Source organism: Thermomonas flagellata, from assembly GCF_022419185.1.
Taxonomy (GTDB): domain Bacteria; phylum Pseudomonadota; class Gammaproteobacteria; order Xanthomonadales; family Xanthomonadaceae; genus Thermomonas; species Thermomonas flagellata.
In genome coordinates, this window is the sequence record NZ_JAJOZK010000014.1 from 21,785 (window position 1) to 48,152 (window position 26,368).

The window sequence follows — 26,368 nt, forward strand, 5'->3', positions numbered from 1 at the left end:
GTCCTTCGCCTGCATGGTGGCCGGCTCCGGCGCCCGCGGTGCGCCCGGGCCGGGACCGCCTTTGCCGTGCCGGTGCTTGCCGCGCTTGGCCATGGCCGTCAGTGCCCGATCAGCGCGTTGATGCGCGCGATCAGGTCCTGCTCGCGCGGCGGCTTGACGATGTAGTCCTTGGCGCCCTGGCGCAGGCCCCAGAGGCGGTCGGTCTCCTGCCCCTTGGTGCTGACGATCAGCACCGGGATGTCGCGGGTCTCGGCGTCGCGCGCCAGCGCGCGCGTAGCCTGGAACCCGTTCATGCCCGGCAGCACCACGTCCATCAGCACCAGGTCCGGCTTCTCGCGCTTGCAGCTGGCGATGCCGTCCTCGGCGTTGCCCGAGGTGCTCACCTGGTGGCCGTTGCGTTCGAGGATCTGCACCAGGACCGCGGTCTCGGTCGGCGAATCCTCGATGATCAGAATGCGTGCCATGCGTGCCCTACCCCCCGGTCAGGCGTTGACGTACGTCCGGATTGCGTCGAGCAGCTCCTCCCGGGTGAACGGCTTGGTGAGGTACTGCTCGGAGCCGACGATACGGCCTCGCGCCTTGTCGAATAAACCGTCCTTCGACGAAAGCATGATGACCGGCACAGATTTGAAGGTCTGGTTGTTCTTGATCAGGGCGCAGGTCTGATAGCCGTCCAGCCGCGGCATCATGATGTCCACGAAGATGATCTGCGGCTGGTGGTCGGCGATCTTGGCCAGCGCCTCGAAGCCGTCGGTGGCGGTCACCACGTCGCAGCCCTCGCGCGCGAGCAGGGTCTCCGCGGTGCGGCGGATGGTCTTGGAGTCGTCGATGACCATCACCCTCAGGCCCTTGAGGCTGACGTCGTGCCCATGTTCGTGCGACATGCGGTCCCCTTGCGGCCGTCCCGCGCCGGGACGGCGGTGCGGCGTCGAAGCGTCATATATCCCCGTGGGGGCCGGCAGTGTCAAGCATCCTGCTAGGGCGCCGGCCGCCGCTGCTACCATGCCGGCCCATTGTGACGGAGCGCAGGGCCATGCCGACGCCGCGGGATGTGATCGTGGTCATGGATCCGATCGGCGACATCAAGATCGCCAAGGATTCCACCTTCGCCATGCTGCTGGAGGCCCAGCGCCGCGGCCACCGCCTGCACTACGTGCGCCCCGGCGGGCTGAGCGTGCGCGACGGCCGCGCCGTCGCCACCGCGGCACCGCTGGCGGTGCGCGATGCCGCCGGCGACCATTTCCGGCTGGGCGAATGGGCCGAGATCGACTTCGGCCCCGGCCAGGTGGTACTGATGCGCACCGACCCGCCGGTGGATGCCGACTACCTGCACGACACCCAGGTCCTGGGCCTGGCCCAGCGCCAGGGCGCGCTGGTGGTGAACGACCCGCAGGGCCTGCGCGACTTCAACGAGAAGCTGGCCGCGCTGCTGTTCCCGCAGTGCTGCCCGCCGACCCTGGTCAGCCGCGACGCCGGCGCGCTCAAGGCCTTCGTGGCCGAACACGGCGAGGCGGTGCTCAAGCCGCTGGACGGCATGGGCGGGCGCTCGATCTTCCGCGCCCGCGCCGGGGAGGCGAACCTCAACGTGATCCTGGAGACGCTGACCGAAGGCGGCCGCCACCTGGCCATGGCCCAGCGCTACCTGCCGGAGATCGCGCAGGGCGACAAGCGCATCCTGCTGGTGGACGGCGAACCGGTGGACTACTGCCTGGCGCGCATCCCGCAGGGCGACGAGTTCCGCGGCAACCTCGCCGCCGGCGGCCGCGGCGAGGGCCGCCCGCTGTCCGCACGCGACCGCTGGATCGCGGCCCAGGTCGGCCCGGAGATGCAGCGTCGCGGCATGCTGTTCGTGGGGCTGGACGTGATCGGCGACTACCTGACCGAAGTGAACGTCACCAGCCCGACCTGCATCCGCGAGTTGGATGCCCAGTTCGGCCTGAACATCGCAGGCCTGCTGTTCGACCGCATCGAGGCGCGGATGCCGGCATGAGCGCGGCCGCCGCGGCTGCCGCCCCGCCGGATTCCGCGCGCCTGGGCGCGGCGCTGGCGCTGTCCGTGCTGCTGCATGCGCTGGTGATCCTCGGCCTCGGCTTCACTCTGGAGGCGGCCGCGCCGGTGGTGCCGACCCTGGACGTGATCCTGACCCGCACCCAGACCCCGCTGACCCCGGCGCAGGCCGATTTCCTCGCCCAGGCCAACAACCAGGGCGGCGGCGACCGCGACCGCAGCCAGCGCCCGAGCGCGCCGCAGGCCGGCGCGCTGGCGAGCGCGCGCGACGGCCTGGCGCCGCGCCCGCTGCACGCGCAGACGCCGGCGCCGAGTCCACCGCCGCGCGACCGGGTCGTGGCCAGCACCCGCGGCCAGGCGCCGCAGCCGACGCCGCAGGCGCGCCCGGACCTGCCGCCGGAACCGCTGCCGCCCGGCCAGGAGAAGATCGCGCGCGACATGGAGATGGCGCGGCTGGCGGCCGAGATCCAGCTGCGCTCGGCCGAGTACGCCAAGCGCCCCAAGCGCAAGTTCGTCTCCGCCAGCACCCGCGAGTACGCCTGGGCCCAGTACCTGCGCGGCTGGGTCGACCGGGTCGAACGGGTCGGCAACCTCAACTATCCGGAGGAGGCGCGCCGGCGCCGGATCGGCGGGCTGTTGGTGATCAGCGTGGCGGTGCGCCGCGACGGCAGCGTGGAAGGCGTGCGCATCGTGCAGTCCAGCCACGTGCCGATGCTGGACGAGGCGGCGCTGCGGATCGTGCAGCTGGCGGCGCCGTTCGAGCCGCTGCCCAAGACCCGCGAGGACCCGGACGTGCTGCACATCACCCGCACCTGGCAGTTCCTGCCGGGCGGCGAGCTGATCGACCGCTGAGGCCGCCTCAGCGATACAGGCAGTCGACCAGCGGGCGCTCGGCCTCGAACAGGGCCTCGAGCACCTTGCCGCCGCCGGCGGACGGCGCCGGCACCGGCGCGAACGCCGCATCGGCCTCCGCGCCGGTGGCGCGCTCCGGGGCCTCTTGCACCAGCCGGAACTGGCCCTCGCCGATCTCGATCCACAGCCGGCTGCGCGCGCGGAACGCCGATAGCAGGCCGCTGCGCTGCACCGTCAGGGTCGCCTGCAGGCGGCCGTCCGGCGCCTGCGGATCCGGGGTCAGGCCCTGCGCCGCCAGGCAGGTCCGCGCGCGCGCGGCCAGTTCCTGCGCGTCCAGCCCGACCATGTGCAGGGTGCCGCTGGCGCGTTCGACCACCGGCGCCTGCGGCGATCCGGCCAGGGTCAGCAGGTGCCCGCCGAAGCTCACCTCCTGCGCGCCGGCGGCCGCGGCCGCCGCCAGCAGCGTGATCGCGAGAGTCCGTGCCAGTCCGTTCCAGCGCATCGTCGCCCCCCTTGCATGCAGGGCGAGGATAGCAAGCCTGCCGTTCAGCGCCGCAAGGCCTGCTGCTCGGCCAGGGTGAGGGCGACGTCGTTGCGCAGGTAGGCCGGCTCCGCCTGCTCCGGCGGCAGGGCCTCGCCGCGGGCGAAGGCGGCGGCGGCCAGGCGCGCCACGTCGGCCGCATGCGGCAGGGCGGCGGCCGCGGCCGCGCGCAGGCGCGCGCCCATGCGCGCGCCGAGCGCGCCGCCCGCAACCGCAAAGCCGGTACCGGCGCCGTGCCAGCCTTCGCCCGCGGGCAGGGCCACCGCCGCCGGCGCGGCCACCTGCTCCGCGGCCAGCGGCTGCAGCGCGTGCCCGTCCCACCCGAACGCGCCCAGGTAGACCTCGCCCATGCGCGCGTCGATCGCGGCCAGCCGACGCGGCCCTTCGGCCTGCAGCGCCAGCGCGGCGAGGGTGGACACCGGCAGCAGCGGGCGCTCGAGGCCGAGCGCGAGGCCCTGCGCGATCGCCACCGCCAGGCGCACCCCGGTGAAGGCGCCCGGGCCGCGGCCGAACGCGATCGCATCCAGCTGGCGGCGCGCCAGCCCGGCCTCGGCCAGCAGCGCCTCGGCCCACGGCAGCGCCAGCTCGGCATGCCGGCGCGGGGCGACGGCGAAGCGCTCGCGCACCTCGCCGGCGACGTACAACGCGACCGAGCAGGCCTCGGTGGCGGTTTCGAAGGCCAGCAGGTTCATGGCGCGGGATTATCGGCGAAGAACGCCTGCACGTCGGCCAGCGCGCGGGTGCGCGGCAAGGGCGGCAGCGAGTCGAGGAAGATCCGGCCGTAGGCGCGGCCGAGCAGGCGCGGATCGCACAGCACCAGCACGCCGCGGTCGGTCTCGCTACGGATCAGGCGGCCGGCACCCTGCTTGAGCGCGATCACCGCCTGCGGCACCTGCTCGTCGCGGAACGGGTGGCCGCCGGCGCGGCGGATCGCCTCCAGCCGCGCCTCGAACACCGGATCGTCCGGCGCGGCGAACGGCAGCTTGTCGATCACCACCACGCTCAGCGCCGCGCCGGCCACGTCCACGCCCTCGCGGAAGCTGGCGGTGCCCAGCAGCACGCCGTTGCCGGATGCGCGGAACTGCTGCAGCAGGACGTGGCGCGGCGCGCTGCCCTGCACGAACAGCGGCCACGGGCCATCGGCCAGCGCCGCGGCCGCCTCGCGCAGGGCGCGGTGCGAGGCGAACAGCAGGAACGCGCGCCCGCCGGAGGCCTCCAGCACCGGCCGCACCGCCGCCAGCACCGCCTGCCCGAAATCGGGGGCGGCCGGTTCCGGCAGCCCCGGCGGCAGGTAGCACAGCGCCTGCCGCGCCCAGTCGAACGGGCTGGGCTCGATCAGGGTGCGCGCTTCATCGATCCCCAGCCGCTGCGCCAGGTGGTCGAAGCGGCCGGCCACCGCCAGCGTCGCCGAGGTGAACACCCACGCCGCCTGCGAGCGTTCGCGGTGCGCGCGCAGCGGGGCGGAGACGTCCAGCGGCGTGCGCTGCAGGCGGAAGCCGCGCGCGCCCAGTTCGTACCAGTGCACGCAGTCGGCGCCGGCCAGCGGATCGGGCGCGTCCTGGGCGAGGTCCTCGGCCGCCGGGTCGCCTGCGTCCTGCAGGGCGTGGCGCCAGCGCCGCAGCCGCGCCTGCTGCGCCTGCGCGCGCACCGCGCAGGCATCCAGCGTCGGCGCCGCTTCGCGCAGCGGTGCCAGCGCCTGCGCCAGTGCGTGCAGGCTGGCGTCCAGCGTGGCCAGCGCCGGCGCCAGCCCGGCCGCCGCGTGCGCGCGCCAGGCGGTGCCGCGCTGCGGCAACCCGTCCAGCGCCGCGCGCACGTCGAGGGTCGCGCGTTCCAACGCCTGCGCCGGGGCCTGCACGGCGGCCAGCGCACCCGGCACGGCAGCGGCCTCGGCCAGCGCGTCGCGCGCCAGCTCCACCAGCGGGCGCGCACCGATGCCCTCGCCGAAGAACTGCGCGGCCAACTCCGGCAGCTGGTGCGCCTCGTCCACCACGAACGCCTGCGCGCCGGGCAGGATCTCGCCGAAGCCTTCCTGCTTCAGCGCCAGGTCGGCCAGCAGCAGGTGGTGGTTGACCACCACCAGGTCGGCCGCCTGCGCGCGCTGGCGCGCCTGCACCACGAAGCATTCGCTCCAGAACGGGCACTCGCCGCCGAGGCAGTTGTCGGCGGTCGAGGTCACCCGCGGCAGCAGCGGCGAGTCCTCCGGCAGTCCCTCCAGTTCCGCGAGATCGCCGCTGCGGGTACGCCCGCCCCAGGCCACGATCCGCTGGAACAGCGCGGCCTGCTCGCGGCTGCCGAAGCGGCCCTCGCCGCGCGCGTGCTCCAGCCGGTAGCGGCACAGGTAGTTGGCGCGGCCTTTCAGCAGCGCGGTCTTCAGGCCCACGCCCAGGGCCTGGCGCACGCGCGGCAGGTCGCGCTGGTAGAGCTGGTCCTGCAACGCGCGGGTGCCGGTGGAGACGATGGTCTTCAGCCCCGACAGCAGCGCCGGCACCAGGTAGGCGAAGGTCTTGCCGGTGCCGGTGCCGGCCTCGGCCAGCAGCACGGCGCGCTGTTCGAACGCCTCCGCCACCGCGGCCGCCAGCCGCTGCTGCGCCGGGCGCGGGCGGTAACCCGGCAACGCCGCGGCCAGCGCCGCCTGTTCGCCGAGCGCCGCGAGGGTGGCGCGGGCCAGCCGCGACTCCGGTTCCATCAGCACGCGGTCACGGCGTGGGCGGCGGCGGGTTCGGCGCCGGCGCGGGCGGCGGGGCCTTGGCCGGATCGCCGCCGCCGAACAGCGCGCGCAGGGCATCCCCGGCGCGCTGCAGCAGGTTGCCGCCGGCGTCCTCGCCGGCCGGGATCGGGTTGCCCTCGGCATCCAGCGGCACCGGCGCCGGGCATGGCGCGTAGGCCGGGGCGCTGCCGGCGACGAACGGGAACCGGCGCGCGCCGGGGCAGTCCGGGTCGGTGGCATGGCCGTCGATCACCGCCACCCACTGCAGGCCGTCGCCGCCGATCCGCAGCGGGCTGCTCGGCAGGCGCCGGAACAGCTCGGCCCAGACCCGCATTCCACCGGTCGCGCCGTACAGCCCGGTCGGCTGGTTCTGGTCGTTGCCGACCCAGACCACCGCCAGGTGGTCGCCGGTGTAGCCGGCGAACCAGCTGTCGCGGCTGTCGTTGCTGGTGCCGGTCTTGCCGGCCGGGGCCAGCCGCCCGAGGCCCTGCGCCAGCAGCGCGCGCGCGGTCCCGGCGGTCACCACGTACTGCAGCGCCGCGCCGACCAGGCGCGCGGCGACCGCATCGCCCGCCTGCGCCGGCGGCGCCGGCTGGTCGTAGCGGCGGATCGCCCGCCCCTGCGGATCGAGCACCCCGCGCACCGCGTGCAGCGGCTGCACCTGGCCGTCGGCAGCGAGGAACTGGTACAGCTGCGCCATCGCGTACGGGCTCTGGTCGGTGGCGCCGAGGATCAGCGCCGGCTGCGCCTCCACCTGCAACCCGGCGAGGGTGCGCAGCAGCTGCGCCAGGCGCGCCACCCCGACTTGCATGCCCAGGCGCACGGTGGCCTGGTTGTAGCTCTGCGCCAGGGCGTCGATCAGGGGAACGGTGCCGTGGCTGCGGCCGTCGGAATTGCCCGGGGTCCAACGCCGGCCGCCGCCCAGCGGTACCGTCACCGGCTCGTCGCTGATCGGGCTGGCGAGCGTCCACTGCGCCGGCTGCGCCAGCGCCAGCAGGTACACGAACGGCTTGAGCAGCGAGCCGACCGGGCGGCGCGCCTCGACCGCGCGGTTGAAGCCGGGCTCGGCGACCTCGCGGCTGCCGACCACCGCCAGCACGTCGCCGTTGTGGGCGTCGGTCAGCACCAGCCCGGCCTGCAGCGGCGGCCGCCCGCGCGTCTGCAGGGCATCCAGGGTGCGCACCACCGCGCCCTCGGCATAGGCCTGGGCGGACGGCGCCATCCCGGTCATCACCGCCAGCCCGGCGCCGGAGATGGAGTCGGCCGGGTAGTCGCGCGCCAGCTGCCGGCGCACCAGGTCCACGTAGGCCGGGAAGCGGTTGGCGGCGAGGTTGCCGGGCCCGCGGGTCACCTCCAGCGGCGCCGCGCGCGCGCGCCGGTATTCGGCCGCGTCGATCAGGCCGGTCTCGTGCATCTGCGCCAGCACCACGTTGCGGCGCTCCAGCGCGCGCTCCGGGTTGCGCCGCGGGTTGTACCAGGACGGCCCCTTCACCATCCCGATCAGCAGCGCGATCTGCTCGGTGCTGAGGTCCTTGAGGTCCTTGCCGAACCAGAACTCGGAGGCCGCCGCCACCCCGCGGATCGACTGCGCGCCGCGCTGGCCGAGGTCCACCTGGTTGAGGTAGGCCTCGAGGATGGTGCGCTTGTCGTAGCGCGCCTCCAGCAGCAGGGCGAACAGGATCTCCTTGAACTTGCGGCGCAGGGTCTGCTCCCTGCCGATCCCGAGCAGGCCGCTGCGCGCCAGCTGCTGGGTCAGGGTGCTGCCGCCCTGGCGGGTGTCGCCGCCGGAGGCCGCGGTGACGAACACCGCGCGCAGCATGCCGCTGAGGTCGATCCCGATGTGGTGGTTGAAGTCGCGGTCCTCGACTGCCTGCAGGCCGGTGATCAGCAACTCCGGCACTTCCTCCAGCCGCACCAGCCGGCGCTCCTCCTGGCTTTGCCCGTACAGGGTCGCGATCCGCGCCGGATCCATGCGCGCGCTGCGCAGCCAGCGCCGGCCGGGCACGTCGCGGATGCTCTGCACGCGGTCGCCGCTCAGCACGACCTCCAGCTGCGACGGCAGCACCCGGCCATCCACGTCGGTGAAGCCGCGGCTGGCGATCCGCCAGCGCGCGCCGTCGCGCAGGTAAGTCCCAGGGCGGTAGCCGTCGCCGGGCTGGTAGGCAGCGGCGTCCAGCTCGGTCTTGAGGGTGGCCGCGTCCAGCGGCAGGCCGGCGCGCAGCACCAGCGGGCGCGCGTACACCCGGGTCGGCACCTGCCAGCGCAGCTTGCCGAAGCGCTCGCCGACCTGGTGGTTGAGGTAGAGCACGTACGGCACCAGGAAGCCGAGCGCCAGCGCGGCCGCGGCGAGCGCCCAGGTCAGCAGGCGCCGGCGCCAGGACGGGCGGTCGCCGCGGGGGTCCTCGCCGGCCGCGCCGGGGGCGGCGTCGTCGTCCTGGATGCGGGGCATGGGCGGGCTGGCGGGTCCGGCGCGGGATGCGACAATGCGATGGCCGGGCAGTCTAGCGCAGGCCGCCGCGCGGGCCGCCGGCGCCCGTCCCGATCTTTCAGCCGGAGTTGCCCTGCATGTCCTTCGCCGCGGATGCGCGTTTCTGGTGGGCGCGCATGCGGGGGCTGTGGCGGCGCGGCTGGGCCAGCCTGCGCACGCGCGGGCTGCGCGCCAGCCTGGTGCGCCTGCGCCGGCTGTGGCGTCCGCCGCTGCGCGCGCCGCTGGCGCTGGTGCTGCCGCCCGCGGACGCGTTCGCGCCGTTCGCCCTGCCCACCTCCGATGCGCCGCGCGCCAGCCTGGTGATCCCGGTGCACGGCGGCTTTGCGCACACCCTGCGCTGCCTGCGCGCGCTCGCCGCGCATCCGCCGGCGACGCCGTTCGAGGTGATCATGGTGGACGATGCCTCGCCGGACGACACCCTGGCGCAGCTGCGCCGGATCGACGGCCTGCGCGTGCACGCGCGCACCGCCAACGGCGGCTTCATCGCCGCCTGCAACGACGGCGCCCGGCTCGCGCGCGGCGAGTTCTTGGTGCTCTTGAACAACGACACCGTGCCGCAGCCGGGCTGGCTGGAGGCGCTGCTTCGCACCTTCGCGGACCAGCCGGCGGCGGGGCTGGTCGGCGCGCGACTGGTGTACCCCGACGGCCGCCTGCAGGAAGCGGGCGGGGTGGTGTTCGCCGACGGCTCGGCGTGGAACTACGGGCGCGGCGAGGACCCGCAGGACTGCCGCTTCGCCTACCTGCGCGACGCCGATTACCTCAGCGGCGCGGCGATCGCGCTGCCCAGCGCGCTGTTCCGCCGGCTGGGCGGGCTGGACCTGCGCTATGCGCCGGCCTATTACGAGGACACCGACCTGGCCTTCGCGGTGCGCGCGGCCGGCCTGCGGGTGCTGTACCAGCCGGAAGCGACCGTGGTGCATGTGGAAGGGGCCACCGCCGGCACCGACCCCGGCGCCGGCGCCAAGGCCGCGCAGGTGCGCAACCGCGCGGTGTTCGCGGCCAAATGGGCGCAGGCGCTGGCGCAGCAGCCGGCGCCCGACACCCTGCCGACCCCAGCGCTGCTGCACGCGCGGCAGCCGCAGGTGCTGCTGATCGATGCCCTGACCCCGCGCCCGGACCGCGACTCCGGCTCGCTGCGGCTGGCCAACCTGATCGCCCTGCTGCAGGAAGAAGGCGCGCACGTGGTGTTCTGGCCGGCCAACCGCCGCGCCGACGGCGACTACACCCGCGCCCTGCAGCGGCAGGGCGTGGAGTGCTGGCATGCGCCGTGGGCGCCGCGCCTGCCGGCCTGGCTGCGCCGCCACGGCGCGCGCTTCGCCAGCGTGCTGGTCAGCCGCCACTACGTCGCCGCCGAGTGCCTGCCGCTGCTGCGCCGGCATGCGCCGCAGGCGCGGCTGCTGTTCGACACCGTGGACCTGCATTTCCTGCGCGAGCAGCGCCAGGCGGACCTGGCCGGCGATGCCGCCGCGCGGCGGGCGGCCGCGCGCACCCGCCGCCAGGAGCTGGCGCTCGCCCAGCAGGCCGACACCACCCTGGTGGTCAGCAGCGCCGAGCGCGACCTGCTGCAACGCCTGCTGCCCGCGGCCGACGTGCAGGTGCTGTCCAACCTGCATCGGCTGCCGCCGCCCGGCCCGGGCCCGCAGGCGCGGCGCGACCTGCTGTTCGTCGGCGGCTTCGGGCATCCGCCGAACGTGGATGCGGTGCGCTGGTTCGTCGAGGCGGTGTTCCCGCGGGTGCGCGCGGCACTGCCGGAAGTCACGTTCCACTGCATCGGCGGCGACGTACCGCCGGCGATCGCGGCGCTGGCCGCGCAGCCCGGCGTGCGCATCCACGGCCATGTCCCCGACCTGCAGCCCTGGCTGGACGGCTGCCGGGTGGCGGTGGCGCCGCTGCGGGCCGGCGCCGGGGTCAAGGGCAAGGTCAACCAGGCCATGGCGCACGGCCTGCCAGTGGTGGCGACCCCGCTGGCGGCCGAGGGCATGCACCTGCGCGACGGCGAGGACGTGCTGCTGGCGGCCGATGCCGAGGCCTTCGCCGCGGCCATCGTCCGCCTCTACCGCGACCCCGGGCTGTGGCAGCAGCTGGCCGCCAACGGGCGCGCCAACGTGGCCCGGCATTTCTCGCTGGACGCCGCGCGCCCGCTGGTGCGCGCGCTGTTCCTCGGGCGCTGAGGCTCAGCGCTCGGCCGGGCGGGCGCGGCGCAGGCGCTGCGCCAGCGCCTCCAGCCCGGGGGCCTGCGGGTCGAGCGCGGCGGCGTGCGCCCATGCCTGCTGCGCGCGTTCCAGCTCGCCGGCCTGCAGGCGCTCGTCGGCGACCGCCAGCCAGCGCTCGGCCAGCGCCTGCGCCGCGGCGGCGAGCGCCGCGTGCGCGCGCGGATCGGCCTGCCGCCAGGCGTCGAGGCAGGTCTCGGCCTGGGCCAGGCGATTGTCGCGCAGGGCCTGCGCCTGGCAGTGGCGCGCGGCCGGCCCGAGCGCGTGCAGCGCGGCGGCCACCGCCGGGTCCGCCGGCGCCAGCGCACGCGCGGCGCGCAGCCGGTCCCAGGCGCTCTCGCCGGGCGGGGTCAGCCAGTCGCCGCGCGCCTGCGCGCGCGCGGCCTGCTGCAGCAGCTGGCGGACGCGGGCACGGCTGCGGTGGTCGAGCGGCGCCGGCACGGCCACCGCCGGCGGCGCCGCCAGCCGCGCGGCCTCCCCGCGCAGGCGCGGATCCGCCGCGCCGGCCAGCGCTTCGGCCTGCTGTAGCAGCCCGCGCGCCGCCGCGGCATTGCCATGCGCAGCGGCGCGCTGGACGCGCACCAGCAGGGCATCCACCAGGGCGCCGCGGCATTCGGCCGGCTCCGCCTCCGGTACGTCGCGGCGCAATGCCAGGCACTGCGCGCTGGCCGCCACCAGGTGCCGGCGCACGAGCGCACGCCGCAACGCCTGCTGGCGATGCTCGAGCGCGCGCGCCAGCCCCGCGCGCAGCGCCGGCAGGTCCGGGTGCCCGGGATCAAAGGCCTCGGCGCGCCGGATCCGCGCCGCCACTGCGGCGACATTGCCCGCGGCCAGCGCCGCCTGCGCCGGCTGCAGCAGCTGCGCCAGCGCGTCCTCGCGGCCCTCGGCCGCGGCCAGGTTGCGCGGTGCCAGCGCGAGCACCTGCTGGTACAGCGGCAGCGCGGCCTGCGGCCCGTCGTCGAGGTGTCCGGCGCGCTGCGCCGCCTGCGCCTGCGCCAGCAGGGCGGGAATGTCCGCCTGCGCGGCGCGCCGCGCCTGCCAGCGCGCCTGCACCCGCGCGATCTCGGCCTGCGGCGCCTGCAGCGCCTGCGCCAGCTGCAGGTCCGCGGCCACCGCGTCCTCGCGCCCGGCGTCCAGCGCCGCCTGCGCACGCGCCAGCGCCGCGCGCGCGACCTTCGCCAGCCCCGCGCGCGCCGCACGCTGGTCCGGGTCCAGCGCCAGCGCCGCCTCGTACAGTTCGCGCGCGCCGCTGCCGTCCGCCGCGCTCAGGCGGCCGGCCGCAAGCGCGCGCTCCGCCCGCAGCCGCAGCTGCTCGGCGCGCGGCTGCGGCCACAGCCACTCGCCCAGCGGCTGCCGCCACGCCAGCAGCAGCGCGCCGGCCAGCAGTACGCCGCCCGCGATCGCCAGCCCGCGCCGCCAGGCGGCCGGCAGTACACGCAGCGACGCGAACTGGCGCGCGCGCATGGCTCAGCCGCGGCGCGCCGCCAGCACCCCGGGCAGCGCCTCCAGCCGCGCCAGCAGTTGCCCGAGCTGGTCGTAGTCGGCGATCCGCACCCGCAGCGCGATCCGCAGCCGCGCGTGCCCGCCCGGCTGCGGCTCGGCATGCAGGCTGGCCACGTGCACGCCGACCTGCGCGACCAGGGTGGTGATGTCCTTCAGCAGCCACTTGCGGTCGATCGCCTCGATCCGCAGCGCGACCTCCTGCTCCTGCCGGCGCGCGCCCCACTCGGCCGGCAGTACCCGCGCCGGCTCGCGCGCGGCCAGCCGCTGCAGCGCGGCGCAGTCCGGGCGGTGCACGCTGACCCCGCGGTGGCGGGTCAGGTAGCCGACGATCGGCTCGCCCGGCAGCGGCTGGCAGCAGCGCGCGCGCTGCACCAGCAGGTTGTCCACGCCCTCGACCGTGATCGCGCCGCTGCCCGCGGCGGGGGCCGGCCGGGCGGCGGGCGCCGGCGCCGCGGCGGGGGCGGCAGCGGGCGGACGCTCCTGCTCGAGCAGGGCGCGCGCGACCTGGCCGGGGCCGATGTCGCCGAGCGCCACCTGCACCAGCAGGTCGTCCACGCTGGCCGCCTTGAAGCGCGCCAGCACCGGCCCGAGGTCGGCCTGCAGCAGCCCGAGCCGGCGCAGGTCGCGCTCCAGCAACTCGCGCCCGGCCTGCAGGTTGCGGGCGCGGTCGAGGCGGTTGAACCAGGCCCGCACCTTCTCGCGCGAGCGGCTGCTGGCGAGGAAACCGGCGCTCGGCTGCAGCCAGTCGCGGCGCGGCGCGGCAACCTTGCCGGTGAGGATCTCGACCCGCTCGCCGCTGCGCAGGCGGTAGTGCAGCGGCACGATCCGGCCGTCCACCTTGGCCCCGCGGCAGCGGTGCCCGACCATGGTGTGCACGTGGTAGGCAAAATCGAGCACGGTCGCGCCCTGCGGCAGATCCACCACCTCGCCCTTCGGAGTCAGGGCATACACCCGGTCCTCGCTGAGCTCCGCGGTGACGCCCTGCAGCGGTGCGGCCTCGCCCTCGCGCGCCGCCTCCGCGGCCTGCTCCAGCAGCTGGCGCATCCATGCGATGCGCGCATCCAGCCCCGCGCCGGCGGCGGCGCCCTCCTTGTAGCGCCAGTGCGCGGCCACGCCCAGCTCGGCCTGGGCATGCATCTGGCGGGTGCGGATCTGCACCTCCAGGGTCTTGCCCTGCGGACCGATCACCGCGGTGTGCAGCGAGCGGTAGCCGTTCGGCTTGGGACGGGCGATGTAGTCGTCGAACTCGCTGGGGATCGGCACCCAGGTCGCGTGCACCACTCCCAGCGCGGCGTAGCACGCGGCCAGGTCGTCCACCAGCACCCGCAGCGCGCGCAGGTCGTACAGTTCCTCGATCGGCACCGCCTTGCGCTGCATCTTCTTCCAGATGCTGTAGATGTGCTTAGGCCGCCCGGCGACCTCGGCGTGCAGGCCATGCGCGGCCAGCGCCTCCTGCAGCTGGCGGCGGGCGGCGTCGATGTAGCGCTCGCGCCCGCTGCGGTTGTCGTCGAGCTGGCGCGCGATGCGCGCATAGGTGTCCGGCTCCAGCACCCGGAACGCCAGGTCCTCCAGCTCCCACTTGAGCTGCCAGATGCCGAGCCGGTTGGCCAGCGGCGCGTGGATGTCGCGGGTCAGCTGCGCCAGCGCGCGGCAGTCGTCGCCCGCATGCCGGGCGCAGGCCCGCAGCCGCGCCAGCTGGCGCGCCAGCACGATCAGGACCACGCGCAGATCGCGCACCAGGGCCAGCAGCAGCCGGCGCATGCCCTCCGGGTTGCGACCGCCGCCGTGGTCGCGGTGCAGCGCCCACACCCGGCTGGCGGCGCGCTGGCCCTCCAGCAGCACGCGCAGGCGCTCCGGGATCGCCAGCCCGGCCGCGTCGGCCTGCGCCAGCAGGCCATCGAGCGCGTCCAGCAGCGCCGCCGCCAGCACTTCGGCATCCACGTGCAGCCCGCGCAGGATGGCGAGGGTGTCGGCCAGCACCGCGGGCGGATCGCGCAGCGCCGCCCCGGCCTGCACCTGCGCCTGCCAGAACGCCGCCAGCGCCGGCGGCAGCGCGGCCGCCGGCACCTGCGCCAGCGCCCCGGCGTACTCGTGCTGCGCGTGCGCCTGCTGCATGCGGCTACAGTAGCGAGGCCGTGCGCGCCCGGCCAGCCGCACGCACTACACTGCCGGCATGCCGCCCCGCCGCCCCGCCCCTGCATGTCCGTCGCCCCGGGCCTGACCGCGGCGCGCGCGCAGGTGCGCACGCTCGCCGACCGCCTGCGCGAGCGCTTCCGCACCCGCGAGCACCTGTTCCTGCTGCTGGCGCTGGTGGTCGGCGTGGTCGCCGGCGGCCTCAGCCTGCTCCAGCACTGGCTGGCGCACGCGCTGCAGGCCTGGTGGTACGGGCTGGAACAGCCCGGGGTGCGGCTGAGTTCGCTGCCGCAGGTGGACTGGCGGCTGCTGCTGGCGCTGCCGCTGTTCGGGTTGGCGGTCGGGCTGATCAGCCTGATCGCGCGGGTGCGCAAGCGCCAGCTGGTGGATGCGGTGGAGGCCAACGCCCTGCACGGCGGACGGATGTCGATGCGCGACAACCTGATCGTGTCCGCGCAGACCATCCTGTCCAACGGCAGCGGCGCCTCGGTCGGGCTGGAAGCGGCCTACGCGCAGATGGGCGCGGGAGCCGGCTCGCAGCTCGGGCGGGTGCTGCGCCTGCGCCGCGCCGACATCCGCACCCTGGTCGGCACCGGCGCCGGCGCGGCGATCGCGGCGGCGTTCGACGCGCCGCTGACCGGCGCGTTCTACGGCTTCGAGATCGTGATCGGCGCCTACTCGCCCTCGGCGCTGGCGCCGGTGGCGGTCGCGGTGCTCGGCGCGGCCTCGGTGCGCGCCGCGTTCGGCGGCGGCGACAGCCTGCTGCCGGCGCCGACCAGCACCGGACTGGAGTGGCAGGACTACGCGCTGTACGCCCTGCTCGGCCTGGTCTGCGCCCTGATCGGGATCGGCATCATGCGCCTGGTGACCCTGATCGAGCAGGGCGTGGACCGCGCGCGAGTGCCGATCTGGCTGCGCCCGGCGCTGGGCGGGCTGCTGCTGATCCCGCTCGCGCTGGTCACCCCGCAGATCCTCTCCTCCGGCCATGGCGCGCTGCAGGTGGACCTGACCGTGCAGGAGCCGCTGCGCTGGCTGCTGCTGCTGCTGGTGCTGAAGTCGCTGGCCTCGGCGATCTCGCTCGGGTTCGGCTTCCGCGGCGGCCTGTTCTTCGCCTCGCTGTTCATCGGCACCCTGGTCGGCGCGGTCTACGCCGGCCTGCTCGGGCAGCTGTTCGGGCGCCCGCCGCTGGACGCCACCACCGCCGCCCTGGTCGGGATGGCGGCGCTCGCCGCCGGGGTGGTCGGCGCGCCGATGACGATGGCGATGCTGGTGCTGGAGGGCACCCACGACTTCGCCCTGGCCAGCGCGGCGATGGCCGCGGTGCTGGTCTCCAGCACCGTGACCCGGCGTCTGTTCGGCTATTCGTTCTCGACCTGGCGCCTGCACCTGCGCGGCGCCGAGATCCGCGACGCGCGCGACGTCGGCTGGGTGCGCAGCCTGACCGCCGGGCGGATGATGCGCAAGGCCCCGGACACCCTGCCGGCGGTGCTGGCGGTGGCCGAGGTGCGCCGGCGCTTCCCGCTCGGTTCGACCAGCCGGCTGGTGCTGGTCGATGCCGCCGGCCGCTACGCCGGGATCGCGGTCCTGCCCGACCTGTACGCCGACGGCGTGGATCCGGCCGCGCCGGTCGCGCAGTACGCGCGCAATCCGGCCACTGCAGTGCGCGAGGAGGACGACGCGCTCGCGGTCATGCGCCAGTTCGATACCAGCCAGAGCGACGAACTGGCGGTGATCGACCACGACGGCCATGTGCTCGGCCTGCTGTCCGAGCGCTTCGTGCGCAAGCGCTACGCCGAGGAGCTCGACCGCCGCCAGCGCGAGCTGCTGGGCGAGCGCATCGCCGACTGAACGCGGGGGCGCGGCGCGCGGACGCCGCGCTCATTCGCGCGCACGCAGCCGTTGCAGGCGCGCCGCCAGCCGCTTGGGCGAGATGCCGCCCTTGGCGCCCAGCTCCTGCGCGAACAGCTGCACGCGCAGTTCTTCCAGCTCCCAGCGCAGCGCCTGCGCCTCGGGATCGTCCGCAGCGGCCGCCGCCAGCGCCTGCTGGAACGGCGCCAGCTCCAGCATCCGCGCCTGGTCCTTGCCGGGGTCGCGCTGGGCGCGCTCGGCGCGCAGCGCCAGTGCCTTCAGCCAGCGCGGGTATTCCGCCAGCGCGGCGGCCGGGGTGTCGCGCAGGAAGCCCGGCGCGGCCAGCGCCTCCAGCTGCTCGCGCATGTCGTCGAGGTTGGCGCGCGCCCAGCCGACCAGCGTCGCTTCCAGCTTGGCGCGCACCTCCGCGACCAGGCCGAGGATGGTCTCGGCCTGCCGCAGCCGCTGCATCGCCTCGCCGAACAGCGCCCGCGCGAGCGCGTCGCGGCGCCGTGCGAACGCCTCGGCATCGCGGATCTCCAGCAGGCCGTCGGCACTCAGCGCCGCGAATGCGCCCTCGACCAGGTCCGCACGCAGGCGGTCGGCGTCCTTCAGCCCGTCCTTGCGCGGCGATGCCGACTCGATGGCCGCATACAGCAGCGCGATTTTCGGCGGCACCGGCAGCTGCTTGCGCGCCTGCCTGAGCTTGTCGGCCAGCGCGATCGCCAGCAGCCGGCGCACGCCCTGCGGATGCAGGCGCTCGGCCACCTCGCGCTGCGCGTGCAGCGCCAGCGACACGCTGTCGCCGTCGTCCTGCAAGGCCGGATATGCCGGCACCCCGCCGGCGCCCGGCACCGACGCCGGGATCGGCGCGTCGGGGAACGCGGTCAACCCGGCCTGCGCCATCCCTTGCGCGGCGTGGCGCGCGAACGCCCGCGCGGCGGCCTCGCCGAAGCGGGCGCGCAGGTCGTCGAGGTCGCGCGATTCGGCCAGCACCGCCTTGCCGTCCAGCAGGCGCAGGTTGGCGCGCAGGTGCGGCTCCAACGCGGCCGGGTCGAAATCGGTGGCGGCGACCTCCACCCCGGACAGCTTCTTCAAAAAGCGCGCCAGCGCGCCTTCCAGGCTGTCGGCGTCCGGCTGCGGGAAGGCCTCCGCGAAGGCATGGGCGAAGTCCGGCGCCGGCACGAAATTGCGCCGCAGCGCCTTCGGCAGCGACTTGATCAGCGCCGTCGCCTTGTCCTCCACGAACCCCGGCGCCAACCACGACAGCCGCGCCGGATCCAGCGCACCTAGCAGATGCAGCGGCACCGCCACGGTCATGCCGTCGTCGGGCTCGCCCGGCGCGAAGCGGTACTGCACCGCCAGCCGCGCCTCGCCCAGCGCGATGTACGCCGGGAAGCGCGCGGCGTCGGTCTGGTCGGCCACCAGCAGGTCCGCGCGCGACCATTCCAGCGCGGCCTTCTCCTCCTTCGCGAGCTTCGCGTACCAGGCGTCCAGCGCCTGCGCGTTGTGCACGTGCGGCGGCAGCCGGTCCAGGTACCAGCGCGCCTGCCAGTCCTCGTCCTGCACCAGCCCCACCCGGCGCTGCTTGGCTTCCTCCTGCCGGGCCAGCTCCAGCGTGCGCAGGTTGCGCGCGAGGAAGGCGCTGCGGGTGTTGATCTCGCCGGTCAGCAGCGCCTCGCGCACGAAGATCTGGCGCGCCTCCTCGGGATACAGCGCGCCGTAGTGCACCGGCTTCTTCGGCGCCAGCACCAGCCCGAACAGGCTGATCTGCTCGCTGCCGACCACCCGCCCCTGTGCGCGCGACCAGTGCGGGTCGTGGTGGCGGCGCGCCAACAGGTGCGGCAGTTCGGCGATCGCCCAGTCCGGCTCGATCGCGGCATTGGTGATCGCCCACACCTTCTCGGTGTCCAGCAGGGTGGCGCTCAGCACCCACGGCGGCGGCTTGCTGGCGAGTCTCGAGCCGGGGAACAGCTGGAACTTGCGCCCGCGCGGCCCCGCGTACTGGCCCTTGTCGGTGCGCTGGCCCAGTTGCGTGGGCAGGCCGGCGATCAGGGCGCGGTGCAGCGCCGCGTAGGACGCCGCCGGCAGCGGCGCGGCGGCCTCGGCGGCCTCGGCGACCGGCGCGGCGGTGTCCCAGCCCAGCGCCTCGCACTGCAGCTTCAGCTGGCGGTGCAGCTCCCACCATTCGCGCAGGCGCAAAAAGCCGAGGAAGTGGCGGTCGGCCCATTTGCGCAGCTGCGACTGCGTCATCGCCTCGTGCGCGCCGCGGTAGGCCTGCCACAGCTTGAGGATGCCGACGAACTCGGACTTGGCATCCGCGAATTGCGCGTGCGCGGCATCGGCGGCGGCGCGCGCGTCGGCGGGGCGCTCGCGCGGGTCCTGGATGCCGAGGAAGCTGGCGATCACCAGCATCTCGCGCAGCACGCCGTGCGCGTGCGCGGCCACCAGCATGCGCGCCAGCTTCACGTCCACCGGCAGCTTCGCCATCGTCCGGCCGATGGCGGTGAGCTTGCGGTGGCCGTCCACCGCGCCCAGCTCATTGAGCTGCTGCCAGCCGTCGGCAATGGCGCGCGGATCGGGCGGTTCCAGGAACGGGAAGTCCTCGATATTGCCCAGCCCCAGCGCCAGCATCCGCAGGATCACCCCGGCCAGCGCCGCGCGGCGGATCTCCGGGTCGGTGAACGCGGGGCGCGCGGCGAAATCGGCCTCCGAATACAGGCGGAAGCAGGTGCCCGGCGCAATCCGGCCGCAGCGGCCGGCGCGCTGGTTGGCGCTGGCCTGCGAGACCGGCTCGATGTGCAGGCGGTCGAGCTTCTGCCGCGGGCTGTAGCGCTTGACCCGGGCCACGCCGGGGTCGATCACGTAGTGGATGCGCGGCACCGTGAGCGAGGTCTCGGCCACGTTGGTGGCCAGCACGATGCGGCGCTGCGGCCCCGGATGGAACACGCGGTCCTGGTCCTTCGCGGCCAGCCGCGCGTACAGCGGCAGCACCTCGGTGTGGCGGTACTTGCGGCGCTCCAGCGCCTGGTGGGCGTCGCGGATCTCGCGCTCGCCGGGCAGGAAGACGAGGATGTCGCCGCTGCCCTTCTCGCGCAGGATCTCGTCGCAGGCGGCGACGATGCCGTCCACCAGCGTGCGCTGCCCGGCATCCCCGCCATCCTCCGCGCCCTCCCCCTCGAGCGGCCGGTAGCGCACCTCCACCGGATAGCCGCGGCCCTCCACGCTCACCACCGGCGCCCCGCCGAAATGCGCGGCGAAGCGCGCCGTGTCGATGGTCGCCGAGGTCACCACCAGCTTGAGGTCGGGCCGGCGCGGCAGCAGCTGCTTGAGGTAGCCGAGCAAAAAGTCGATGTTGAGGCTGCGCTCGTGCGCCTCGTCGATGATCAGGGTGTCGTACTGCGACAGCCAGCGGTCGCTCTGGATCTCCGCCAGCAGGATGCCGTCGGTCATGAACTTGACCGCGGTCTGCTCGCCGACCGCCTCGTTGAAGCGCACCTGGTAGCCGACCGCGCCGCCCAGCGGCACCTGTAGCTCCTCGGCCACCCGCCGCGCCACCGCGCGCGCGGCCAGCCGCCGCGGCTGGGTGCAGCCGATCATCCCAGCGGCGCCACGCCCGGCCAGCAGGCACAACTTCGGCAACTGGGTGGTCTTGCCGCTGCCGGTCTCGCCGGCCACCACCACCACCGGGTGGCGGCGGATCAGCTCGATCAGTTCCTCGGCGTGCGCGGCGATCGGCAGCGCCGGGTCGATCGGCCCCGCCGCCGGCAGGGCCGCCTCGCGCCGCGCGCGCGCAGCCAACGCCTGCTCCAGCGCGGCGGCGAAGGCGGCGCGCCGGGCGGCGTCGGCGGGCGCCTCGCGCCAGCGCCGCAGCAGGCCGAGCAGGCGCCCGCGGTCGCGGGTCGGCGCCCGTTCCAGCGCCTGCCGGACTGCCGCGGCATCCGGCCCCGCGCCGGGCGGGATCGACCCCGGCGATGGCGCGGATCGGGAAATTTCATCGGACTGCAACGGCATGCCGGCGTATTCTCGCCGCATTGCACAGCAAGGAGCAGGCCATGGCCAAGAAAAAGCACGACCGCAAGCCCACCAAGCCGCAGGCCCACGCCGACGGCGCCCCGGCGATCGACATCGGGATCGCCGCCGGCGACCGCCGCGAGATCGCCGAAGGCCTCGGCCGCATGCTGGCGGACGCCTTCACCCTGTACCTGAAGACCCACAACTTCCACTGGAACATCAGCGGGCCGATGTTCAACAGCCTGCACCTGATGTTCGAGACCCAGTACACCGAGCAGTGGAACGCGCTGGACGACATCGCCGAGCGCATGCGCGCGCTCGGCTACAACGCACCCGGCTCGTATGCCGAGTTCATGCGCCTGGGCTCGATCAAGGAGGAACCGGGCCTGGAGGACGCCGCCGACTGGAAGGAGATGGTGCGCCAGTTGGTCGCCGGCAACGAGGCGGTCTGCCGCACCGCGCGCCAGGTGCTCAAGACCGCGGATGACGCCGGCGACGATCCGACCGTGGACCTGATGACCCAGCGCTTGCAGACCCACGAGAAATACGCCTGGATGCTGCGCTCGCTGCTGCAGTGAGCACTGCCGTCACGGGCGCCAGGTGGTCATGCACTGGCCGCTGAGGGTGAAGGGGGCGCCGCCTGCGTCCTGTCCACTCCCGCTGAAACGGCCATCCGGCGTCACCGTGAGCTGGGTGAGCCGTGCGTCATAGGCCACCGGCATCCCGGCGGTCTTCTCCGCAATCGTCAGCCTACCCGTGTCCCCCGGCTTGAGCAGGTTGCCGTCGAGCACCAGGTTCCACTGCCCGTCCGCGCTATTGCCGCCCGCCTGGAGGGTATGGGGGCCGATGCTGGTGCACACGTTCAAGGCGAACGCGGTGTCGCCGCGGGGCCAGCGTACCTGCGCCGTCAGTGCCGGCTTGGCGCCGTGGCCCGCGGCATCCTGCGGCGCTGGGGCGGCATCCGGGGCCGGTGCGGGCGCGTCCGGCGCCTTCCCGCATCCTGCAAGCAGCAGCAGGATCGAACAGGCCTGCGCCAGGCCCGGCCGGATGACGGCAAGATGCGGTGGAAAAGACCCCCGAATGGCGGATGTCATGCAAGGCCTCCTCAGGTTGCCGGCGCTGAGCGCCCCTTCGTCGATTGCAAACGGATTCCGGCTAGATGACGGCCACCCTGCCCCTCGGCCCGGACCTGATCTCACGCGAGAACGTCCATTCCATGCGGCGGCCCGGAGCAAACGCAGGACCGTGCTGGAGTCTGTGACCCGCCGGCTGCGTCCGATGCGGAGACCGGTTGCCGCACGGAAATGGTGGTGCAGACACCACCGAAACACAACCCGGATTCCGAACAAGATAGCAAGTCAGCGGGCTTGAGGGCGGAGATTCGATGATTTGGCGCCGCTGGTGGTACGTCGTTCACGACGTGGGTGTCATACCCGCATCGCCCAGACGTCGTACTCGACCATCGGCTTGGACTTTGTGCGCAGGAAGGTATCTGCCTGGCGTTTGCCCTCTGTCGCAGCCCCAGCCACCTTGATGGTCGTGATGCGCCAGCCGCTGTCAGTGAGGGAACTCTTGATTAGCTCCAGCGGGTCGGCGCGCCTGTCTGTGATACCGCCGAACCGGATGACCATCTTAGCCTCTTCGGCGCACACCTCATTGGCGTTGCGCCATACCCGGCGGAGATCTTCCGCGAAGGCCTCGGGGCTTGAATGAACGATCTGGTCGCTACTGCTGTAGTCGACAACGTCGGCGCCACCCACGAACCAGTTGCGCAGCCACTGATCAGGAATGTAGGTCCTCATACCGTAGTACGGCGGCGAGGTGATCACCCAGTCGAATCGGGTTTCTGGTGTTTCCGGCTGGAGCGCTTCGGCCTGTCGGCTGTCTGCCAATCGCACGGTGCCCTTAGTGTCGTGCGAGGTTCCGTAGTAGCGTTTTGCACGCCGTTCGATCACGGCCAAGACATCAATTGGCTCAGGCGAAAGCCCTCGCGACCGCCAGAAGCGTGTCGCATAGACAGGCTTAGGGGCGTAGGTGCGGGGGCATTGGTTGGAGAAGTAGCTTGGGAAGGTCTTCTGCTTTGGGCCATGCAGCGCACCCAGGACAATGCCCCGTAGTGCGACGCGGGCATCCGTCGTGCAGTCCTCCAGGAAAGCTTCCCGGAACCGACACAGCGCGTCCAGCACAGTCGGGTGAAACGCCCATTGCCAAAACTCGCTGGTCGGGATGTGGCGCGCCTTACGTTCGGTCAGAATCCTGCGTGCTTCGGCAAGAATGTCATCAACGGTGGCCGTCGCGAGCTTGGACGCCGTAATGGCTGCGGCAACCGGGCTGGAGTCCACCCCAAGGGAACGCAGCCCGACGAGTCGTGCCGCGAAATTGGTGGTGCCACGGCCACAGAAGGGATCTAGCACGACATGGCCCGCCCGCGCGCTCCGCTGCAGGATGCCAAGCGGAAAATCGAGCGGGAACATCGTGAAGTACGGACAAATCCCATTCAGGGCGGCATCTTCACGCAGAAGGGTAACGGTCATTTTCTGACTCTTATCCACGTTTTCCCGGTGCTCGGGTTCTTGAAAGTCTCCCACGCCGTAGGTTGTGGCCCGAACACTGCATTCATCGCCTTCGACACCAGGTTGTAAGCAAACTGACGACGGTCTTCCAAGTGTTCCGGCAAGTGGTCAATCAGGAACTGCTGAACCCCATACCACGGCATACCATTCTGGGATTCAAGTTTCTGACGAAGATCGTCATTCCCCCGCAAAGCTTCGATAGCGGTCCGCTCGATGGTCGCCATGACATCCATCGGCTCGACTTCTCCGGTCTCCGCTTCTTCGGGGAACAAAGTGCCTGCATCTGGGGCTTGGGCCACGCGGGCCGTCGTCGCGGTCCACCCAATCGTTGCGAATTTGCTGCGCAGCGTTTGGGCGTAGGTGTTGCCCGCCGGCTGGTTGTAATCATGATCGCGCATCGAGAACATCTTCTCGAAGGACAGGGCGCGAAGGCTGACCGGATAAGGCTTACCTCCCACCGAACTCCAGAACACACCCTGGCCCGGGATAGGTTCGTTGAGCAGGGAGCTCAGCAAGTCGTCGCTGAAATGAGCGTTGGCTCGTTTCAGCGACGTAAGATCCGCCGCCGACAGCAGGTGAAAAATGAACCAGTTGTCACCCTGGCTGAGGATCTCGACTGGAATGCTGCCCGGCTGCTGAGTGATCAGCAGCGCGCCCAGATCGTACTTACGCCCTTCCTTCACCCAGGCGATGTAGGGCTCTGCAGCCGGTGCGTTTTCGTTCAGCACCGATTGGGCTTCTTCGACGACTGCGATGGTCGGGATGGTCTTTGGGTCGGCCGCAGTGAATTCCTGTTGGTTCCGGTCGAAGATCCGGCGCAAGATCAGGCCCGAGAGAACGAGCGATTGGCCGCCGCGCATCTGCGAGACGTCAATGACGCACAGCTTCCCCTCGGAGAGCGCGTGAACCAGCATGTCCATAAGCTGGCTGCTCTTGTCATGCAGCATCTTCACGATCGCTGTCATGTTGCCTCTGGCGGCCAGAGCCTCGGCCTCCTGCCGCTGAGGATCAAGGTCGAGCAGTCGGCAGATATCGTCAAGCGGCGTGGTGTTGCCGTTGGTGTCGATCAGGTTGACCAACGACTCCCACCGGTCTTGCGGAAGCCCGCGCAGCTTCCGAACGTTCTGCTGCTCCTGACGTTCCGGTCCGAGTGCGATTGAAATCACGTCTCCTGGGCGTAGGCGGCGAATATCCAGCTTGATGCCGCCAGCCACGAACGACTGGTAGAAAGGACTCGGATTTTTCCTGTCGGTGAAGACGACGACCTTGTCCTCCAGAGCGGGGACATCGCACAGCCCTGGGCGGCCCTTGTCGTCGGGCCAGAAATATTCGCCATCTGGATCGAAAATCACCGTGCCCACAGGGACCTGCTTGCCGGCGCGCTTGGTGACGAAGGGCGTCGTCTCGTAGAGCTTCGAGAAGAGCAGCTTGTTGAGATTGGATTTGCCGAAGCCCGCTCGGGCAAAGATAAAGCTGCGGCGAGATACGAGGGACTCGATGGGGAAGCGGACTAACACCTCCGGGTCGACCACCTGCATCCATTCTTGCGACTGGAGTGATTTGCTGCCTGCGGCGTAGATGTACTCTCCGAAGGCCAGATGGCCGATGGGAGCGCCGTCAATGTTGTGACCGGCGATCTCGCGCAGCACCTCGTCGTTCGGAAAGGCTACCTTGCTACCGACATGGGGGAGTCGGCGATGCGAGGGGACGAAGGTCAGCCCCTTGCCATTCTTGCGCAGCACGCCCAACACGCGGATGTTGACCCGGTACTTGAGGTACTGCTCGCGCAGGTCTTCGGGGATCGGCCGGTCCTCGCGGACTGCACGGATATTGAACTCCTCGCCGGAGCCGAACGACAGCTTGCCCTCTGAGGAGAAGGAGGCGATGCGGCCTAGCACGGCTTCGTCAGGCGTCTCCAATTGTACGAGGAGGAACTGCCCGTGCATCGGGATGTTCTGGAACTCATTCCGGTACGGCAGCACCAGGTCGGCGTGGAACTCCATGCCTCCTTGCTGGAAGCCCCGGAAGATGCCGACAACTTGCTCCCTGGGGAAGAGTTGGATTTTTGCCATGCTGTGCTCCCTTATCCGTACCGGCGTTGAGCAGGATCTGCATCCTGAAGCTGAAACGCATCCAATGTCCCCGCGTCGCCACCGAGACTCGATCGAACACCTTCGTAAATGAAGTCCTGCAGAATGTCGAAATCAAAATCGACCAGAGCCGCGTTTTCGTGCGCCTTTTGCAGGCAACGGGGGTAGTGTGGCACCGGGAAGCCGTTGATCGCGTCGGCGAGCATCGAGCCGAGGATGATTTGAGCCTCGCTGACTTGTGGAACAAAGATATCCACCGGCCACACCGGATCACGGCGGTGGGAGCCGAACTTCACCAGGAACATCTTGCCGCCGACGAACTTATTGATCTCTCCGCCCTCACCGGCGCGGTCATCGCCTCGGGCGAATTCCGACCAGACGTAGGCCTCTTCCTCCACCTCGCGAGGCACCTCCACGTAGGCCGGATAGTCGGTCTGCAGGACGCCTTCCAGTGCCATGGCGAGGCGATACCGTGAAAGCACCTTGCTGTGTTTGGCTACGCCAGCCAGGTACACCCGTCGGCGGCTCTTGCTCCACTGCGCTTCGATGCGCTCCTTCATGCCTTGGAGCAGTCGCTGGAACAGGTCCTTGGCGAAGACCTTGCTGCGCAGTAGGCCGTCGCAAATGATGAGTGTGTCGGTGCCGTAGTCCTTGCCGAGTATTTTGAACAGGATGGCCCACTCGACGAGCTCCCGGTAGACCTGCACCCAGCTGGGAGACACAGGCTTGTTTTTTTCTGGTCGTGGGAAGACGGGGGAAAGGTTTTGAAGGGATGCTACGCCCAAGTACGCCATCATCTCGCCCAGCGCCGTGCGAGGTGTTCCATCCGGTTCGAACTGGCGCTTGTCGAGCTTGCCGATGGGTGTCGTCGGCGAGACCGCCTCCAGGCAGTACTCGTTGTTGCTGCTGTCCACCACCCGGACCAGCTGGATGAGGAAGGGGTCGAACTGGAGCTGGTTGTTGCCGCCATCGGTGCCGACCAGCGAGATCGACGTCGTGGCACGTGGTTGGATGCGGCGTGTGGCGCTCTTCAGAGGGCGAATCTCTTCGCGCAGTGCATCCAGCACCCCTTGGTCGGTGCCGATGCAGTCCGCGATGGCCTCCTTCAGTTGGGCCTGGCTTGCCGGGTCGATCATCCCCCCTCCTGCCATCTAGCTGTTCAACCGTGTCCAATATTGCCGTATCCTAGCCAAGATTACCATCATCACCGGCCCCTGCCTGGTACCGGGTGAGGAAGCGATGAAAGAAGACACTGGAGAGATATTCACCCTCGATGAGGTGGCGACGTCCCCCCGGTTTTGAGTAGCGCCGCGATCTGGAGTCCAATCCCCAACAACAAGGAGATTGGACGTGAAGAAGCGTTTTACCGAAGAACAGATCATCGGCTTCCTGCGTGAGGCCG

At 72.2% G+C, this 26,368-nt stretch carries 19 protein-coding genes; 5 read left to right on the forward strand and 14 right to left on the reverse strand.

The window, feature by feature from the left end; translation table 11 throughout:
- Window positions 1-98: 98 nt before the first annotated feature.
- Window positions 99-464: a response regulator transcription factor gene (locus ML340_RS11735; RefSeq protein WP_240099863.1), complete on the reverse strand. Its 366-nt coding sequence runs from the start codon at window positions 462-464 to the stop codon at window positions 99-101.
- 18 nt (window positions 465-482) lie between these two features.
- Complete coding sequence (gene pilG, locus ML340_RS11740; protein ID WP_240099865.1) at window positions 483-884, reverse strand: twitching motility response regulator PilG; 402 nt, start codon at window positions 882-884, stop codon at window positions 483-485.
- Window positions 885-1,033: 149 nt separating this feature from the next.
- Between pilG and gshB the strand changes: the two genes are divergently transcribed.
- Both gshB and ML340_RS11750 read left to right on the forward strand, forming a co-directional pair.
- Window positions 1,034-1,990, forward strand: a complete 957-nt coding sequence (gene gshB / locus ML340_RS11745) for a glutathione synthase (RefSeq protein ID WP_240099867.1) — start codon at window positions 1,034-1,036, stop codon at window positions 1,988-1,990.
- Complete coding sequence (locus ML340_RS11750; RefSeq protein ID WP_240099868.1) at window positions 1,987-2,859, forward strand: energy transducer TonB; 873 nt, start codon at window positions 1,987-1,989, stop codon at window positions 2,857-2,859. The genes gshB and ML340_RS11750 overlap by 4 nt, the downstream gene beginning before the upstream one ends.
- A gap of 7 nt (window positions 2,860-2,866) precedes the next feature.
- Here the strand turns inward: ML340_RS11750 and ML340_RS11755 are convergent, their stop codons facing one another.
- Genes ML340_RS11755 through mrcB form a run of 4 tightly spaced genes read right to left on the reverse strand, consistent with a single transcriptional unit; the run spans window position 2,867 to window position 8,556 of the window.
- A complete protein-coding gene (locus tag ML340_RS11755; protein WP_240099870.1) occupies window positions 2,867-3,361 on the reverse strand; it encodes a hypothetical protein in 495 nt (164 codons plus the stop codon).
- A gap of 44 nt (window positions 3,362-3,405) precedes the next feature.
- Window positions 3,406-4,092 (reverse strand): tRNA (adenosine(37)-N6)-threonylcarbamoyltransferase complex dimerization subunit type 1 TsaB, encoded by a 687-nt coding sequence (gene tsaB / locus ML340_RS11760; RefSeq protein WP_240099872.1) that lies wholly within the window; start codon window positions 4,090-4,092, stop codon window positions 3,406-3,408.
- The gene (yoaA, locus tag ML340_RS11765) at window positions 4,089-6,086 is read right to left on the reverse strand and encodes a DNA repair helicase YoaA (RefSeq protein WP_240099874.1); all 1,998 of its coding nucleotides are present in this window, start codon (window positions 6,084-6,086) and stop codon (window positions 4,089-4,091) included. The genes tsaB and yoaA overlap by 4 nt, the downstream gene beginning before the upstream one ends.
- Window positions 6,087-6,096: 10 nt before the next feature.
- A complete protein-coding gene (gene mrcB / locus ML340_RS11770) occupies window positions 6,097-8,556 on the reverse strand; it encodes a penicillin-binding protein 1B (protein ID WP_240099876.1) in 2,460 nt (819 codons plus the stop codon).
- A gap of 116 nt (window positions 8,557-8,672) precedes the next feature.
- On the opposite strand from mrcB, the gene ML340_RS11775 reads away from it, so the two are divergent.
- Window positions 8,673-10,766, forward strand: a complete 2,094-nt coding sequence (locus ML340_RS11775) for a glycosyltransferase (protein ID WP_240099878.1) — start codon at window positions 8,673-8,675, stop codon at window positions 10,764-10,766.
- Between the two features lie 3 nt (window positions 10,767-10,769).
- On the opposite strand, the gene ML340_RS11780 is transcribed toward ML340_RS11775, so the two are convergent.
- Together ML340_RS11780 and ML340_RS11785 are read right to left on the reverse strand one after the other, a co-directional pair.
- Entirely contained in the window at window positions 10,770-12,269 is a 1,500-nt protein-coding gene (locus tag ML340_RS11780) for a hypothetical protein (protein WP_240099880.1), read from the reverse strand.
- A 3-nt stretch (window positions 12,270-12,272) separates the two neighbouring features.
- Window positions 12,273-14,423: a RelA/SpoT family protein gene (locus tag ML340_RS11785; protein WP_240099882.1), complete on the reverse strand. Its 2,151-nt coding sequence runs from the start codon at window positions 14,421-14,423 to the stop codon at window positions 12,273-12,275.
- An 84-nt stretch (window positions 14,424-14,507) separates the two neighbouring features.
- Between ML340_RS11785 and ML340_RS11790 the strand changes: the two genes are divergently transcribed.
- Entirely contained in the window at window positions 14,508-16,289 is a 1,782-nt protein-coding gene (locus ML340_RS11790) for a chloride channel protein (RefSeq protein WP_240099884.1), read from the forward strand.
- Window positions 16,290-16,319: 30 nt separating this feature from the next.
- On the opposite strand, the gene hrpA is transcribed toward ML340_RS11790, so the two are convergent.
- Window positions 16,320-20,303: an ATP-dependent RNA helicase HrpA gene (hrpA, locus tag ML340_RS11795; RefSeq protein ID WP_240099886.1), complete on the reverse strand. Its 3,984-nt coding sequence runs from the start codon at window positions 20,301-20,303 to the stop codon at window positions 16,320-16,322.
- 41 nt (window positions 20,304-20,344) lie between these two features.
- Between hrpA and ML340_RS11800 the strand changes: the two genes are divergently transcribed.
- The gene (locus tag ML340_RS11800) at window positions 20,345-20,881 is read left to right on the forward strand and encodes a Dps family protein (protein ID WP_240099888.1); all 537 of its coding nucleotides are present in this window, start codon (window positions 20,345-20,347) and stop codon (window positions 20,879-20,881) included.
- A gap of 9 nt (window positions 20,882-20,890) precedes the next feature.
- On the opposite strand, the gene ML340_RS11805 is transcribed toward ML340_RS11800, so the two are convergent.
- The 5 genes from ML340_RS11805 to ML340_RS11825 form a co-directional block, all read right to left on the reverse strand.
- Window positions 20,891-21,397 (reverse strand): hypothetical protein, encoded by a 507-nt coding sequence (locus ML340_RS11805; protein WP_240099890.1) that lies wholly within the window; start codon window positions 21,395-21,397, stop codon window positions 20,891-20,893.
- Window positions 21,398-21,730: 333 nt separating this feature from the next.
- Window positions 21,731-22,837, reverse strand: coding sequence for a DNA methyltransferase (locus ML340_RS11810; protein ID WP_240099891.1), 1,107 nt, complete (start codon window positions 22,835-22,837; stop codon window positions 21,731-21,733).
- On the reverse strand, window positions 22,834-24,948 hold the full coding sequence (locus ML340_RS11815) for an ATP-binding protein (protein ID WP_240099893.1): 2,115 nt from the start codon (window positions 24,946-24,948) through the stop codon (window positions 22,834-22,836). The genes ML340_RS11810 and ML340_RS11815 overlap by 4 nt, the downstream gene beginning before the upstream one ends.
- An 11-nt stretch (window positions 24,949-24,959) precedes the next feature.
- Complete coding sequence (locus tag ML340_RS11820) at window positions 24,960-26,102, reverse strand: hypothetical protein (protein WP_240099895.1); 1,143 nt, start codon at window positions 26,100-26,102, stop codon at window positions 24,960-24,962.
- A gap of 49 nt (window positions 26,103-26,151) precedes the next feature.
- The coding region (locus ML340_RS11825) for a hypothetical protein (RefSeq protein ID WP_240099897.1) at window positions 26,152-26,368 on the reverse strand (217 nt) is incomplete at its 5' end.

Bases quoted from the DNA above. Each gene is read 5' to 3' on its own strand.
- ML340_RS11735 (WP_240099863.1), bottom strand. From the start codon at position 464: ATGGCACGCATTCTGATCATCGAGGATTCGCCGACCGAGACCGCGGTC.
- pilG (WP_240099865.1), bottom strand. From the start codon at position 884: ATGTCGCACGAACATGGGCACGACGTCAGCCTCAAGGGCCTGAGGGTG.
- gshB (WP_240099867.1), top strand. From the start codon at position 1,034: ATGCCGACGCCGCGGGATGTGATCGTGGTCATGGATCCGATCGGCGAC.
- ML340_RS11750 (WP_240099868.1), top strand. From the start codon at position 1,987: ATGAGCGCGGCCGCCGCGGCTGCCGCCCCGCCGGATTCCGCGCGCCTG.
- ML340_RS11755 (WP_240099870.1), bottom strand. From the start codon at position 3,361: ATGCGCTGGAACGGACTGGCACGGACTCTCGCGATCACGCTGCTGGCG.
- tsaB (WP_240099872.1), bottom strand. From the start codon at position 4,092: ATGAACCTGCTGGCCTTCGAAACCGCCACCGAGGCCTGCTCGGTCGCG.
- yoaA (WP_240099874.1), bottom strand. From the start codon at position 6,086: ATGGAACCGGAGTCGCGGCTGGCCCGCGCCACCCTCGCGGCGCTCGGC.
- mrcB (WP_240099876.1), bottom strand. From the start codon at position 8,556: ATGCCCCGCATCCAGGACGACGACGCCGCCCCCGGCGCGGCCGGCGAG.
- ML340_RS11775 (WP_240099878.1), top strand. From the start codon at position 8,673: ATGTCCTTCGCCGCGGATGCGCGTTTCTGGTGGGCGCGCATGCGGGGG.
- ML340_RS11780 (WP_240099880.1), bottom strand. From the start codon at position 12,269: ATGCGCGCGCGCCAGTTCGCGTCGCTGCGTGTACTGCCGGCCGCCTGG.
- ML340_RS11785 (WP_240099882.1), bottom strand. From the start codon at position 14,423: ATGCAGCAGGCGCACGCGCAGCACGAGTACGCCGGGGCGCTGGCGCAG.
- ML340_RS11790 (WP_240099884.1), top strand. From the start codon at position 14,508: ATGTCCGTCGCCCCGGGCCTGACCGCGGCGCGCGCGCAGGTGCGCACG.
- hrpA (WP_240099886.1), bottom strand. From the start codon at position 20,303: ATGCCGTTGCAGTCCGATGAAATTTCCCGATCCGCGCCATCGCCGGGG.
- ML340_RS11800 (WP_240099888.1), top strand. From the start codon at position 20,345: ATGGCCAAGAAAAAGCACGACCGCAAGCCCACCAAGCCGCAGGCCCAC.
- ML340_RS11805 (WP_240099890.1), bottom strand. From the start codon at position 21,397: ATGACATCCGCCATTCGGGGGTCTTTTCCACCGCATCTTGCCGTCATC.
- ML340_RS11810 (WP_240099891.1), bottom strand. From the start codon at position 22,837: ATGACCGTTACCCTTCTGCGTGAAGATGCCGCCCTGAATGGGATTTGT.
- ML340_RS11815 (WP_240099893.1), bottom strand. From the start codon at position 24,948: ATGGCAAAAATCCAACTCTTCCCCAGGGAGCAAGTTGTCGGCATCTTC.
- ML340_RS11820 (WP_240099895.1), bottom strand. From the start codon at position 26,102: ATGATCGACCCGGCAAGCCAGGCCCAACTGAAGGAGGCCATCGCGGAC.